Source organism: Bacillus cereus group sp. MYBK222-1 (assembly GCF_051916425.1).
Lineage (GTDB): Bacteria > Bacillota > Bacilli > Bacillales > Bacillaceae_G > Bacillus_A > Bacillus_A paranthracis.
Genome location: NZ_JBQAGP010000001.1, coordinates 1770425 through 1784047 on the forward strand (window position 1 = coordinate 1770425; position 13623 = coordinate 1784047).

The following is a 13623-nucleotide window of genomic DNA, read 5'->3' on the forward strand; positions in this document are numbered from 1 at the left end:
ATATAGGAGGACAATATGAAACCTGAATTTTTAAAAGCTGTACATGATGCCATCGGAAATGTCGAACACATTCATATAGAGGAAAGCGGTGCTGACAGCTTACTCATCCATCATGATGATGCACAGCAGTTACAACAAGTCGCTAAAACGTTAGAAAATAACAATTTCCGCTCTGCTTTAAGAACAACTGGAGATGCTTCGTATATTGAAGTATTGAACAGATAGTGAAAGTCCGGATGTATGCCGGGCTTTCTTTTTTATAGTAAAACTTCAAACTCTTTCACATACACAGCTGTACCAGCAATATCTATTTGTAACTTCTCATTTTCTACATCTTTCGTTACATATACCGTTACACGACCATCTTTATGTATTTCTTGCCCTTGTTCAACGATTAACTCCATTTCATGGTCAAAATCTTTCTCCACATACGTCGCATAATATGCTCCCATTACACCTGAAGCTGTTCCTGTCACGGGATCTTCAATCGTTCCAGCATAAGCTGATGAGAAATGACGCCCATGCATATGTACCTTCTCGTCATAAGTTTCTAGACAAATTGGGTGAATAGAAGCGTTAGGTATTTCTTTTAATACCGATGGAAACACCTCATTGTTAGGTTTCATTCTCTCACATACATCTAGATTTTTAACCGGTACAATTACGGTCCAGTTCCCCGTACTTCCATATACAATCGGTAAACTTACATCTAAATCATTTACTTCTAAACCGATACTATGAGCTAATTCTTCTTTTGAACCTGTAAAATCTTTAAACTGAGGTGTAGCCTGCCTCATTTTAATAAAGGTTCCTTCCTTTTCATTTACATCTATTTGTATCGGTAAAATCCCTGCCTTCGTTTCAATCGTAATATTTGTTTTCTCTTCTAATAAACCTCTTTCACGTAAGGCGTATATAGTTCCAACTGTCCCATGACCACATAAATCCATTTCATAACCAGGTGTAAAATAACGCATTCTTATATCTGCTACTTCTGAGGAAAGAACAAAAGTTGTTTCGTTATATCCAACTTTTTCAGCAATACGCTGCATTTCCTCTTCTGTTAATCCATCTGCATCTAATACAATACCTGCTGGATTACCCATATTCGATTTATTCGTAAATGCGTCATAATGAAATACGTTTATAGTCTTCATTTTCTTTTCTCCTAACCTTCTTTAAAAATTTTATAATAAAGCTCTATCTCCGTTTTCAACGAACAATTATTTCTCCAAAATATTCTCTGCATCTTTTCATTTGAAGTATGTGTGCTTCCGATGTAATAAGTAGCCCCTATTTCCTTTAACATATGTAAAGATTGAAGATGCAGCCGGGAAGCAATTCCTTTCCCACGATAACAAGGCATTACCCCAAAATAAAATAATCGTCCTTCACTTTCTGTTCCAGTTTCTATATGCGGTATGGACATACCAATCGGCTCATTTTTATCATAAAAAACAATACATGACTTTTCCCAACCCTTACCTAACTCTGTTTGTACAGAATAAAAATGTTCATCGATAGTTAAAATTGAAGTTTGATTCCCTGAACCCGACATACATTGTTCCCAAATATATTTAAAATCTTTTTCCGATAACGTTCCTTCTGCTATTGATCGATATGTATATTGTCTTTCAAGTTCTTCTATATTGTTCAATTCTCTACATACTTCTATCTTTGCTGCGTGCAAAGAAAAACCGGCATCAAGTAACACTCTCACACTTGAGTTATAACTACTAAACCTTTTGTTTAATACAATACTCGCTCTTTTTAACTCCCAATTAAAACAAACCTCTTCAAATCTACTTATCTTTTCTTTATATGTTTGTACGTTATACAAAACGTCTTCTTCGATTTCTTCAATCGTTACTGCATTTGGTAAGCCATTTAATACTTTTTTAGAAGGGCCAAACAAATTCTGAATGATTGCAAGATCGTATATCACCACTTTAATTCACCTACACCTGGCTCAATAAACTTCCCTGAAACATCCTCATTTGAATCTATTATCCAATCATATATATTTTTTGCTCCTTCAGCCGGGGTCATATTCGCATCAAAAGCACCAATTTCAGTCTTTAATTTTCCAGGGTGAATAGCAGTTACACGAATTCCTTTATCCTCAAACTCTTGTTGTAAACAGAGTGTTAGCATATTTTGTGCAGCTTTAGCAATTCGATATGAATATGAGAAATGGCCTTGCGGAAACTCTTTGTTGGCCATTTTATGCAATGAACCTAACCGAGAGGACACATTTATGATTCTCGGATGATCCGATTTAGCTAAAGCCACATATGTACCTTTTACAGCTCGAATTACACCTAAGCAATGAATATTAAATAAGTCCGTTAACTCTTCTGAATTCGTATGTAAAACCTCAGTCTCCTTTCCAGTAATTCCTGCGTTATTTATAACTAGATCAATATACTCTGTATATTCCTCAAGCTGGTTTTTCATTTGCTCCGTACTCTCATCAATCGATAAGTCTGCCAATATAGGAAAACATCTGCAACTAAACATTTTCTTCAATTGTGTTAACGCAACCTCAGTTCTAACTAACGGATAAACGATATGTCCATTTTCATGAAACACTTTTACTAACTGTAACCCTAATCCGCGATTTCCACCTGTAATTAGAACTCTCATATATTCATCTCCTTATTTTTAAAATAAATAAGAAAATCCATCCACTTACCATTCTCTAATGAAAACGCCTCTCTCTTGCATTCAAAAGAAAAACCGGCTCTTTCCGCAAGACGAACGGATGGTTCATTACCAACATGTATATGTAATTCGATTCTATGAAAATGAAGACGATTAAAAAATAACGATACTGCAGCTTTCACACTTTCCATGCCATATCCGTTTTTCCAGTATTGATTATGTATGGAATATCCCATCATCGCCCATTGATAGTCCATACGTAAAATTTTAATCAGCTCTAGCTTACCAATATTAGCTCCGTCTTCTTTACGAAAAATACCTAATACGTACATCTCATCTCGATGTGCTGCTTCATCAAAGCCTCTAATCCATTCCGTGAACCATTCTTTCGTTGATGATGCCATAACTTGATAACCATCGTCATATTTATACTGCGATGGTAACCTCTTATGAAATCCATCTAACCAACTTTCATAATCATCATTTTGGAACGGACGGATCATCAATCTCTCTGTCTCTACCTGTAATAGCGGTAGCTTCATTTACATCTCTTCCCTTAATTAATATTTGAATATTCTTTATTATCTTACACAAAATACAAAATCTAGTAAATTATTATGTTTTGATAGACAAAAACCCAGTCATGCTTTATACATAACTGGGTTCTTCATCGTTTAATAACATTTTTATTTCACAAGAACTACATCCCTTAATTCCCTCTTCAACACTTTCCCTAAAGCGTTTTTCGGTAATTCTTCTACGAATACCACTTCTGGAATTTTGTAACTTGCTAACTTCTCCTTACAATACTGAATAATACTTTCTTCTGTTACTGTTGTTTCGCCATCCTTCACAATGTAAGCTCTTGGAACCTCTCCCCAAAAGTCATCTGGAACTCCAACTACTGCAACTTCTAAAACACCATGTATTTCATGAATAACATCTTCTACTTGGTCTGGATATACATTGTCACCACCGCGTATAATAACGTCTTTATATCTTCCCATAATATGCAAGAATCCGTCGTCATCTATCATGCCAGCATCGCCCATGTTAAACCAATTATCTTTTACTACCTTCTTTGTCGCCTTTTCATTATTCCAATACCCTTTAAACATATATGGACTTCTTACATGAATCTCTCCAACTTCATTTGCTTTAAGTTCATGTCCTGTTTCTGGATGAACAATTTTCACCTCTACATTTTTCAAGGCTTTTCCAACAGAAGACATCTTTTCTTTTCCCATCATTGGATGCCATGATGTTACAACCCAACCTTCTGTACTACCATAGCCTTGCACCATATAGATTCCTTTTTCCATATATTTTTGGATGAGTGTTTCTGGCACTTTTGTTCCACCGCTTTGTGCTACTTTAAAGGTTGAAATGTTACGTTCTTTTTTATTTAGTTCATCAAGCATATAGCTATAAACAGCCGGGAATGCAAGCATCGTAGTAATTTTCTCTTCTTCAATCTTATCCCAAATAAGAGTAGGACTCGAATCAGCTAAGAAGATCATCGTAACACCATGATAAATACAATTTAAAATAGAAAGCACGCCACTCATATGAAATAATGGATGCACGGATAAAAAGCGTTCACCTGCTGGAATTTCTCTTTGTCCTGCAATCTCTGCAAAATAATGATGTAAGTTTTTATGTCCAATTACGCATGCTTTTGCCTGTCCAGTCGTTCCTGAAGTAAATAAGTAAATGGCATCATCTTCTTCATGAACTTCTACGTTCGGTTCTGTCATTGGCTGTTTTTGCAACTCTAATTCAAATGAACCAAAGCCTTCTTTTGTCGTTTGAATTACATAAGGAATTTCTTTAACAGCATCAACATTTAATAACACTTCACTAAATTCTTCATCAATAACTAACACTTTTAATTTCGCTTCTTTTACAATCGTTTCTAATTCATATACAGTAAGCTGATGATTTAGCGGAATACATACCGCTCCAATTTTTAAACTTGCCATCATAACGCTTGGAAATGGGTGATTATTTTTGCATAGTATTCCTATACGATCTCCTCTTTGCACACCATTATGTAATAAATAATGTGCAAGCTGATTTACTCGTTCATTATATTGCTGAAACGAATATCTTTTCCCTCCGCCTACAAGCGCTTCCAAATTTGGTGATTGCATTGCTCTTTTTTGTAATAATTTTTGCATCGTTCTCAAGTAAAACTCCCCTTTATATATGTTAGGTTTTTTATTTTACCAGATTAACTATTAATTTACTAAAGATTACACTTAGTGAATATAACAAGAATATAAAATAGCCATTTACTTCACAAGTAAATGGCTATTTCCTCTTATATATTAGAATACTTCTTGTTCATTACATATTGCACATACTCAGGTGCACTTTTATCAATCTCTTCATCACTTAATTTATATTCGGCACCATATAAATAAAATGAAGGTATAAATTTCATGTCTGTATATAAGCATGTAGCTTGGAATGGTTTCGTCAACTCATCCATCGTAATTCCGCTATTTTCATAATCTTTTTCTAATCCACCTATAGAAACTGCTACACCAAACTCTTTTCCCTTCACTTTATCCCCTTTTGATCCGTATGCAAATCCATATGTTAATACATCATCAAACCATTTTTTTAATAATGGCGGTGTGCTGTACCAGTAAAGCGGAAATTGGAATATATATCTGTCATGTTCTACTAATAACTTTTGCTCTTCTTCAATATTAAACTCCCAGTTTGGTGCCACTTTATATAATTCATGCACCGTAATTTCATCTGAATGTTTCTCAAGTTCTTCTATCCATCTTTTATTAATTTTTGATTTTTCAATATGAGGGTGTGCTACAATTACAAGTGTTCTCATCATTTTCCATCCCCTTTATAAATGAATCAATCCTTTACATATTAGTATGAATGCATTACATATAATTGAAAAGTACGTACTTTCAGGTGCTATAGGAACCTTGAGGTACCTTTGGAGGTGTTATATGAATCAAAATGATAACTGTCCAATTGCAACGACGCTCGATGTAATCGGTGGAAAATGGAAAGTTCATATTTTATGTGTTTTGATGGATGGAAAAATGCGAACAAATGAAATCCGACGAGAAATCCCAAACATTACGCAAAAAGTTCTGACTCAACAACTTCGGCAACTTGAAGCTGATGGAATTATCCATCGTACTGTATATCAAGAAGTACCACCAAAGGTTGAGTACACAATAAGCGAATACGGGAAATCTTTAATGCAAATTATGAATGAACTATTTGAATGGGGAAAAGATCATCAGCTCAAAAGATTACATGACTAAAAAGCCACTATATACTTTTTTTAATCCTCAATGTTTATATTTTATGTTTTTATAAATTCTATTTTTATCGTTTTTGGGCTAACTTGTTTTCTTAGATTGATGGACGTGACCCCACATCCATCAATCTAAAAAGATATAATTAGAAAAATGAGATTTCTATACAATTTCGCATATAAACACTACTTCTACCTCATTAAACACTTGCCCGACTTTTTCTAATCTCAATTGTACGTAAACTATAAAGGAGCACACCTAAACCGAGAATTTTTTCGTTATTAGACGCATTAGAACCTAAGGTAATAGTAGGTACATTTAAACCCATAAACCTTTCACTCCATTCTATAGGCATATATCCCTGCTTACCAATTACTAATGTACGTCCATCTATTGTACGGAGAGTACTTTGAATAAAATCAAACTCAACTTCTACATCTGACAATTTTGTGGCTTTATCTGTCATCAAAGTACCTCGTATCATAGTAAATCCTTGTATCATTTTTTCTTTAAACATACCAATCTGATTATAATTTGAATCATAGACTACCCAATCATATCCGTCCACTTCAGTATGAAAATAAGCTAGAATTTCCCCGCTACTCGTTTCTAATCCGTAAACATCTTTATTATGTAAAAAGGGTATTACTGAAAAAAGAATATTTGATGAAACCATCTTTGTTCCTGCTATATACTTACCATCAGGATGATATAGACCAAATTGCTTGTTTCGTTTTGGTAATTCTAATACAACCAAAGTATCAACATCCCAAAATGTTGCATTACTTTTTATCATATTCTTTTGTATCAACTTTCCTTTTCTTAACTGCCAAAATCCAATCCCAAAAAAGATAGAAGCAGCGATAACAAAAAAGATAAACTGCCCCCAATTAATATGTCCCCAATCTTCATATACAGCGCATAAAGCAAGAATAAAAATACCCGTCCCAATTAACAGTTTCAACTTTCCTTTTCGTTTATAGTAATCAAATAATTCCATTTCTATATCTTCACCCCTTATTTGTGGTTCCTAACTATTAATATATCAAAAACATATAATTCCCTCTATTCAAAAATATAAGTTCTTCCACTGTCCACTGCATTGGAAACAAAGTGATAGTCGGCCTTTTGAGCTCAAACTCCTGAGAAAGAATAAAAGCGAAATCAATATTTTTTTATTTTAGAGATAATACCATATCACCATCAAGCTAATAAAAAGATACTCCTTAAAAATAAAAAACGCTATTCTCTCTGTAAAATCATAGAAAAGAATAGCGTTTCTTATTTTGAAATAGAAGTCAGCATTTAAACTAAACATGCTAATATTGATTTTGTGCGATTGTCAGTTACTTCATAATAAATTTCTAATCCTTTCCGAGTACCTGTAACCATTTTAGCAGCCTTTAGTTTAGATAAATGTTGACTAATTGTACTTTGAGGCATTTCCAAATCCCCATACATTGTTGTTACATTAGTAGGACCTTTTGCAAGCATTATTTTTACTAATGATAAACGAACAGGATGCGCCAATACCTTTAGTACTTCAGAGATTTCTTCAAACATTTCTTTTTGTTCTTTCATCTTATTGCTCCCCTTTTATATACATATTTATGTTATCCATATATATAATTCGAAGGTATATACGATTTTATGTCCGTCATTTTAAAAAAATATAAAAAAACTTTTTCTCGAAACTAAAGGAGTATCTTCACATAATGTCTCACTATTAGAACTCTTATAGATACAGATGTATGTACTCTACACTCAGCTCACTAAAATCAATAAAAAAGAGAGCAGATAACCTGCTCTCTTAAGATGCCTCCTTATGTTCCGTGGAATGTTTTACACTTCCTATTCTCTTTAGCTTATTCCAACCTACCGCTACTCCTCGAATCGATGAAAGTATAGATTTAACGACAACATAAGTCATAAATTGACGATAAATAAAGCGTTGTAAAATTAACCATACTAATGGTTTCGGATTCTCTTCCTCTAATTTAAATGCAAATAGAGATGCGAGAAGATCCATTAAAAAGAATACAAAATAAAATCCTAAAACTTTTAGCGGACTACTACTAAATAACCCCATAATCATTAATATATCTGCAAAAGGAGCAATGAATTGCAGAACATATTGGAATAACCACATGTTAGGCAATGCAATAAACCCTAACGTTTTATGCTTTGAATTACATAACGCTTTTCGATGTTTCCAAAGACATTGAAGTGTACCATATGACCAACGATATCGCTGTTTAATGAGACTTTTCACATCTTCAGGTGACTCCGTAAAAGCATACGCCTTTTCTTCATATACAATTCTATGTCCTTGACGTAAAAATGTAATAGTAAGATCTGTATCTTCTGCTAATGTATCTTCGCTTAAATATCCAGATTCAACTACATTCTTCTTACGCCACGCCCCAATAGCCCCTGGAACGACTGTAATACAATTTAACTCATCAAAAGCTCTACGTTCTAAATTAAATCCTGTTATATATTCAACATGTTGCCAAGTAGTTAACAAGTTTCGTCTATTCCCCACTTTGACATTACCTGAAACTGCTGCTACATTTTGATCTTCAAAGTGTCTAACCATGAGAGAAATGGCGTCTTGCGCAATAATAGTATCCGCATCTAAAGTGACAATGATCTCTCCTCGCGATTGTTGAAACCCTAAGTTCATTGCCGATGATTTCCCGCCGTTTTCTTTCTGAATGAAACGAACTTTAGGGTGTTTATAAAATGTTTCTTGCATTACTTTTGACGTACCATCTGTCGATCCGTCATCCACAACAATAACTTCAAATTCTCCATACTTACTATCCAAAATTGAGCGAATTGTCTTAGCTATTACCTTTTCTTCATTATATGCTGCTATGACAACACTAACAAAAGGTTGATAGGACGAATGAATAGAGCGAGATAGCGTTTTTCTTTTCTGCTTCCACGCAAAATAAATTAAGAATAAGAATCGAAAAATCCCTAATCCAATAGCAATATAAAAAATAGTTGTTAATATATGTTTAAAGTATCCCGCCCCTGAAAAGACAGCTTTATTGTAAAGTAAATATTGCTCACCCTCAGAAGAAACTGGGGGCATAATTTCATCTCGTTCTTTATTCATTAAATCTGAAATTGTTACAAAACTATATCCATGCTTTTTAAGCTCTTTAATAATGATCGGCAACGCCTCTACCGTATGGGTACGATTCCCTCCCGCATCGTGGAGAAGAATAATATTTCCCTCTCCCTTATAAACGGGATTAAGAGCACGCTTTACTAATTCATTTGTTGATGGTGTTGCCCAGTCCTCAGGATCCACTTTTTCTGCTACCATTGTATAGTTCATATTTTGTGCCCGTAAAATAGGCAATATTTCATTTGAGGAATCCGGGTTCGCATCCGCTTCGTATGGTGGCCTAAACAAAACTGTAGAATGCCCAGTTATTTCCTGGATCAGACGTTGTGTCGTATTAAGTTCTACTTTTGTTCGTAGTAAAGACGTATCAGCTACGTTAGGATGCTTGAAAGTATGATTGCCAATTTCATGCCCTTCATCGTATATTCTTTTTACAATACTAGGATTTAGTTGCGCGTTTTCACCAAGGACAAAAAAAGCAGCTTTTATTTTATTCTCTTTTAATATATCTAAAATTTCCGGCGTATATTTCGGGTCTGGTCCATCATCAAATGTTAGTACTACTTGTTTCCCTTTCGTTTTTCCATATCGTTGCACTTCGTATGCAGATGGTAAGGATTGATATACTTCATCTGTAAGATAACCATCTTTATCTACTTTAAAATCTCTCAATCCATTTTGCTTTTCATTCTCAATCTGTAAAATTTCACCTTGTCCAGAATAATTCACTTCATCTAAACTAGTGATTTTATGTAATACATCAGGATTTTTTTGTGCCTCAATCGGATTTTTTAAAACTTTCCATATTGTAGGATCTTCTGCTCCTAATCTCCATAACGCAAACCCCTTTGCTTTGTTGTCCATTGCGATTTTCACTTGATTATAGAGAGTAACGCCGTCTAAGAACCAAGCAGTATGTTCTTTATCTCCTGTTTTATATCTAAAATAAGGATTTCCACTCATCTTATCCCATTGAATATTCATATCTGAATTATGAGCCATTACCATAACTTCTGAAAAAGTTAAAGATTTCGCCGGTTCCTTACTATTTACTTTCCAATCATATCCATAGTTACCGAAAGCAACTATAAGTTTATTAGACGGAATATTCAGTTCTTTCAATGTATGTTGAAACCATTTATTTGAAGCAATTGGTCCTGGCTCTCCTGCTCCATAGTGCTCATCGTACATCATTACAATCATTCGATCTATTATTTTTGCTAACGCACTATAATCAAAAGCCTTATCATTAGCTGGAACATCTTGTGTAACGAGCAAATCATGTTTATGAAAGACCGTAGTAAGTTCTTTCATAAAATTTGTTACGTTTTCTCTATCACTTTCAGGTACGGCCTCAAAGTCAATATTAATACCCGCAAATCGATTCTTTTCAACTTGCTTTACTAAATCATTTATAAACTTTGTCTTTACATCATTTGAGGAATTCAGCAACTTATGAATTAGCCCACTATCCGGACCAGAAGCTTCCTCAGTATAGTTAGTTAGTAAAGGCATAATTTTCACTTGATTTTTTTCTGCTAACTTTACTATCTCAGGTTTTATCTCACTTCTAATCGTTAAATCTGCTTTTAAATGATACCACTCCGGTACTAGCGTGGTTAATGAATCAATATTTTCTTTTAAAGAAGCGGTACTATTTTCATCCCAGTTTACATAAAAACCATACACTTCTTTACGTTGTTTACTATCCTTCGGCGAATTCACCAAATTTTTAATATCCTTCGTTTCGGTATTTGGTTTAAACTCTTCCTTCTTTAACTGCTGATCACTAAGTTTTTGATTAATTGGTACAAGTTTATTATCTTGTTGTACAGCGGTATTCATATTTGGAATTTCTGGTGTTGAAAAAATACTTTGAAAGAAAAAATAAAATACAATACTTACGCTAACTATTGAAATACATAGAAACGAAATAAAAGCTATGTTTCTTCTTCCTTTCGGATCATAAAAAACAGGTTTTACTTTATCTTTCTCTTGTTGAATGTTTTTCTCCATTATATTTTTCACATACTCCTTCTTAATAGAACGATAGAATAATAAAGTGCAACTTTAAGCAGCCCAACTCCCACCTAACTTCTTTACCCTAGCCAAATTTTGAGATGGGAGTTTTACTGCCCGCAATAGTGAGATAACTCCTTTTCACTTTAAAATGAATCTCCCACTTCTATATTTCTATTGATTCTTCTTTTCATTCCCTTGCTGGTGGCCTCTATTCTCTTGTTGAGATCCCCTACCATTATTTCCTTGCTCGTTCCCAACATTTTCTTTTTGGGATCCTCTTCCATTGTCACCTTGCTGGTTCCCATTATTTCCTTGTTGAGATCCCCTACCATTGTCACCTTGTTGATTCCCATTATTTCCTTGGGGTACTCTTCCGTTGTTTCCTTGCTGGTGCCCATTATTTCCTTGGGACCCTCTTCCGTTGTTTCCTTGCTGATTCCCATTATTTCCTTGGGACCCTCTCCCGTTATTTCCTTGCTGATTCCCATTATTCCCTTGCGATCCTCTTCCATTGTTCTCTTGCTGGTGCCCATTATTCCCTTGCGATCCTCTTCCGTTATTTCCTTGCTGATTTCCATTATTCCCTTGTTGGGATTCTCGACCGTTGTTTCCTTGCTGATTCCCATTATTTCCTTGTTGGGATTCCCTACCGTTATTCTCCTGCTTATTCCCTCTATTTTCTTGCTGAGATCCTCTACCATTGTTTTCTTTTATTTGCTTCGTTGGCTGTTCCTCTATTTTCTTTTGTTCTTTATGCTCTGGCTTCTCATATTTTTTGTCTTTTACAGAAGACAAATCTGGCGCTACATCAGGAGATGAATCCGGCTGCGATTGCCTCTCTTCTTCGTTTTCCACCGGATTAGACGGCGTGGCGGGCGGCGTAACCGATTTGTTCTTCTCATTCTCTTGCTTTATATAGACACCTGTGCCCATTCCAGCTTTTCTAGCATTCTCTCGTACTTGCATCGTGCTATTTTGATATTCGACTGTAATATGTTTTAGCTCATATTCTTTCTTTAATTCTTTCATTACCTTTTCCAACTTCGGTTCTAGCAACTTATCCTTTGCAATAGCGGTTAGCATAACTTGCTTATCATTCGTTAAATACTTATCCTCTTGACTCTGCTTTATAATTGTACGTATTACTTCTTGCAATTGTTTATTTTCCCATTGCTTTAATTCTTTTAAAATACGTCTTCCATCATCATTACAAGCTTGTAAATCTATAACGCGAAGATCCTTCGTTACGCTCACTTCTAAACTTGGATTTATATCAACTGAGACGTAAGCGAATACTTTTTCTTCCGGTTGGTTGTAGAAAAATAACAGCGCACATAGAAAACAAGCAACAAGTAAGGATGCCGGCTTTAAGAAATAAGGGATTGAAAAACGCGATGCTTTTTGTTCTTGCTCATCAAATGAAATTTCCTCTCCAATCATGCAAGAATCCCCTTTTCTTTTACACGTAATAAACTCTCCATTTGGCGTTAAAACAACTACGCTATGTTTTTTTATATCCATCACAATTCCTTTATTCATCATGCTTCCCTCCCCTTATATAATCAAGAATGTATGTATAGTTGTTTGCGAAGATAATACACATTGCAATGATATATTTTCTATGCCGTTCCAACGTTTTACGACTTACCCTAACACGCGGTTCAATATGTTTAAGCGGTAACTTTTTCTTCCGGAACAGCTCCTCCATCATTTCCTCTTCTTTTATAATCATCTTTACAATTTCTATTAAGTGTTCACGCGTATCACGATGCTTAGGAGATTCTTTAGCAAGCTCTGAAAATGTGATTTTAAACTCAGCTAACACACTTTGAAAATGGAGAATTTCTTCCTTACGGTTACCATTTTCTATTTCCTTCATATACTCCGTAAGCGATACTTGCATTTCTAACATTTCCTCTTGCTCATCTTCTTTTAAAAAGACAAGGTTATGCTTAGACTCCTTGCGTATATAGTCAATTACATCTCTTTTTATAAGAAGATCAGCAAACGCTAGAAAAGATTTCCCTTTTTTATAAGAATACTGTTCAATTGCTTCGTTAAACGCAAACAATCCAATACTATATTCATCATCCTGTTCTGTAATATATCGGCGGCAGACAGACGAGATTGATTTTCTAATAAACGGCTGATACTGTACGATAAAAGCTTCTTTATCTTCTTCATTATTTTGTATGTTACATACGATATCTTCTATTTTCGGTTTTCTTAAGATCTTCATTACTAAACTCAACACGGGTAATCTCTCTCCCTCCTTCTGCTTGAAATAGAAAAATGGTCACTAAACAAGTGACCATTCAACCACATTTTCTTTAGGCTTGTCTTCTTGTTGTTTATATTTTTCAAAACCAACTTTTCTATCGTTCTTACAGTTAGGCCTACATTTCACTCTACTTTCTTATTTTCTTCCGCTTGTTTTGCTTGCTCTGTTTCTATTTTATCTGCAATCCTTGCATAACTCTTCTCTATATCATTGGT

General features: G+C 34.6%; 13 protein-coding genes. 2 read left to right on the forward strand and 11 right to left on the reverse strand.

The annotated features are described in order from the left end of the window. Window positions 1–15: 15 nt before the first annotated feature. Window positions 16–225 carry a hypothetical protein gene (locus ACTFR9_RS09140; protein ID WP_000801653.1) on the forward strand — a complete coding sequence of 70 codons (210 nt, stop codon included), beginning with the start codon at window positions 16–18 and terminating at the stop codon, window positions 223–225. 32 nt (window positions 226–257) lie between these two features. Here the strand turns inward: ACTFR9_RS09140 and ACTFR9_RS09145 are convergent, their stop codons facing one another. The 6 genes from ACTFR9_RS09145 to ACTFR9_RS09170 form a co-directional block, all read right to left on the reverse strand. Next, on the reverse strand, window positions 258–1157 hold the full coding sequence (locus ACTFR9_RS09145; protein WP_229136765.1) for a PhzF family phenazine biosynthesis protein: 900 nt from the start codon (window positions 1155–1157) through the stop codon (window positions 258–260). An 11-nt stretch (window positions 1158–1168) separates the two neighbouring features. Continuing rightward, on the reverse strand, window positions 1169–1945 hold the full coding sequence (locus ACTFR9_RS09150; RefSeq protein ID WP_000638688.1) for a GNAT family N-acetyltransferase: 777 nt from the start codon (window positions 1943–1945) through the stop codon (window positions 1169–1171). After that, a complete protein-coding gene (locus ACTFR9_RS09155) occupies window positions 1942–2646 on the reverse strand; it encodes an SDR family NAD(P)-dependent oxidoreductase (protein ID WP_001264497.1) in 705 nt (234 codons plus the stop codon). The genes ACTFR9_RS09150 and ACTFR9_RS09155 overlap by 4 nt, the downstream gene beginning before the upstream one ends. Beyond that, a complete protein-coding gene (locus ACTFR9_RS09160) occupies window positions 2643–3206 on the reverse strand; it encodes a GNAT family N-acetyltransferase (RefSeq protein WP_000775369.1) in 564 nt (187 codons plus the stop codon). The genes ACTFR9_RS09155 and ACTFR9_RS09160 overlap by 4 nt, the downstream gene beginning before the upstream one ends. A gap of 144 nt (window positions 3207–3350) precedes the next feature. After that, window positions 3351–4844, reverse strand: coding sequence for a class I adenylate-forming enzyme family protein (locus ACTFR9_RS09165; protein WP_229136766.1), 1494 nt, complete (start codon window positions 4842–4844; stop codon window positions 3351–3353). A 143-nt stretch (window positions 4845–4987) separates the two neighbouring features. Continuing rightward, a complete protein-coding gene (locus ACTFR9_RS09170; RefSeq protein WP_002170196.1) occupies window positions 4988–5521 on the reverse strand; it encodes an NAD(P)H-dependent oxidoreductase in 534 nt (177 codons plus the stop codon). Window positions 5522–5645: 124 nt separating this feature from the next. On the opposite strand from ACTFR9_RS09170, the gene ACTFR9_RS09175 reads away from it, so the two are divergent. Continuing rightward, on the forward strand, window positions 5646–5969 hold the full coding sequence (locus ACTFR9_RS09175; RefSeq protein ID WP_001072984.1) for a winged helix-turn-helix transcriptional regulator: 324 nt from the start codon (window positions 5646–5648) through the stop codon (window positions 5967–5969). 193 nt (window positions 5970–6162) lie between these two features. Here the strand turns inward: ACTFR9_RS09175 and ACTFR9_RS09180 are convergent, their stop codons facing one another. From ACTFR9_RS09180 to sigI, 5 genes are all read right to left on the reverse strand, one after another. After that, window positions 6163–6963 (reverse strand): hypothetical protein, encoded by an 801-nt coding sequence (locus ACTFR9_RS09180; RefSeq protein ID WP_000418468.1) that lies wholly within the window; start codon window positions 6961–6963, stop codon window positions 6163–6165. 305 nt (window positions 6964–7268) lie between these two features. Continuing rightward, window positions 7269–7544, reverse strand: coding sequence for an ArsR/SmtB family transcription factor (locus tag ACTFR9_RS09185; RefSeq protein ID WP_000662957.1), 276 nt, complete (start codon window positions 7542–7544; stop codon window positions 7269–7271). Window positions 7545–7773: 229 nt separating this feature from the next. After that, window positions 7774–11121 carry a glycosyltransferase gene (locus tag ACTFR9_RS09190; RefSeq protein ID WP_229136767.1) on the reverse strand — a complete coding sequence of 1116 codons (3348 nt, stop codon included), beginning with the start codon at window positions 11119–11121 and terminating at the stop codon, window positions 7774–7776. A gap of 177 nt (window positions 11122–11298) precedes the next feature. Then, entirely contained in the window at window positions 11299–12669 is a 1371-nt protein-coding gene (gene rsgI / locus ACTFR9_RS09195) for an anti-sigma-I factor RsgI (RefSeq protein WP_000981243.1), read from the reverse strand. Then, window positions 12659–13381 (reverse strand): RNA polymerase sigma factor SigI, encoded by a 723-nt coding sequence (sigI, locus tag ACTFR9_RS09200; protein WP_013246469.1) that lies wholly within the window; start codon window positions 13379–13381, stop codon window positions 12659–12661. The genes rsgI and sigI overlap by 11 nt, the downstream gene beginning before the upstream one ends. Between the last annotated feature and the right edge of the window lie 242 nt (window positions 13382–13623).

Coding starts and splice junctions, on each gene's coding strand:
- ACTFR9_RS09160 (WP_000775369.1), bottom strand. CDS start 3,206: ATGAAGCTACCGCTATTACAGGTAGAGACAGAGAGATTGATGATCCGT.
- ACTFR9_RS09155 (WP_001264497.1), bottom strand. CDS start 2,646: ATGAGAGTTCTAATTACAGGTGGAAATCGCGGATTAGGGTTACAGTTA.
- ACTFR9_RS09165 (WP_229136766.1), bottom strand. CDS start 4,844: ATGCAAAAATTATTACAAAAAAGAGCAATGCAATCACCAAATTTGGAA.
- ACTFR9_RS09145 (WP_229136765.1), bottom strand. CDS start 1,157: ATGAAGACTATAAACGTATTTCATTATGACGCATTTACGAATAAATCG.
- ACTFR9_RS09185 (WP_000662957.1), bottom strand. CDS start 7,544: ATGAAAGAACAAAAAGAAATGTTTGAAGAAATCTCTGAAGTACTAAAG.
- ACTFR9_RS09140 (WP_000801653.1), top strand. CDS start 16: ATGAAACCTGAATTTTTAAAAGCTGTACATGATGCCATCGGAAATGTC.
- ACTFR9_RS09170 (WP_002170196.1), bottom strand. CDS start 5,521: ATGAGAACACTTGTAATTGTAGCACACCCTCATATTGAAAAATCAAAA.
- ACTFR9_RS09180 (WP_000418468.1), bottom strand. CDS start 6,963: ATGGAATTATTTGATTACTATAAACGAAAAGGAAAGTTGAAACTGTTA.
- ACTFR9_RS09190 (WP_229136767.1), bottom strand. CDS start 11,121: ATGGAGAAAAACATTCAACAAGAGAAAGATAAAGTAAAACCTGTTTTT.
- ACTFR9_RS09175 (WP_001072984.1), top strand. CDS start 5,646: ATGAATCAAAATGATAACTGTCCAATTGCAACGACGCTCGATGTAATC.
- rsgI (WP_000981243.1), bottom strand. CDS start 12,669: ATGATGAATAAAGGAATTGTGATGGATATAAAAAAACATAGCGTAGTT.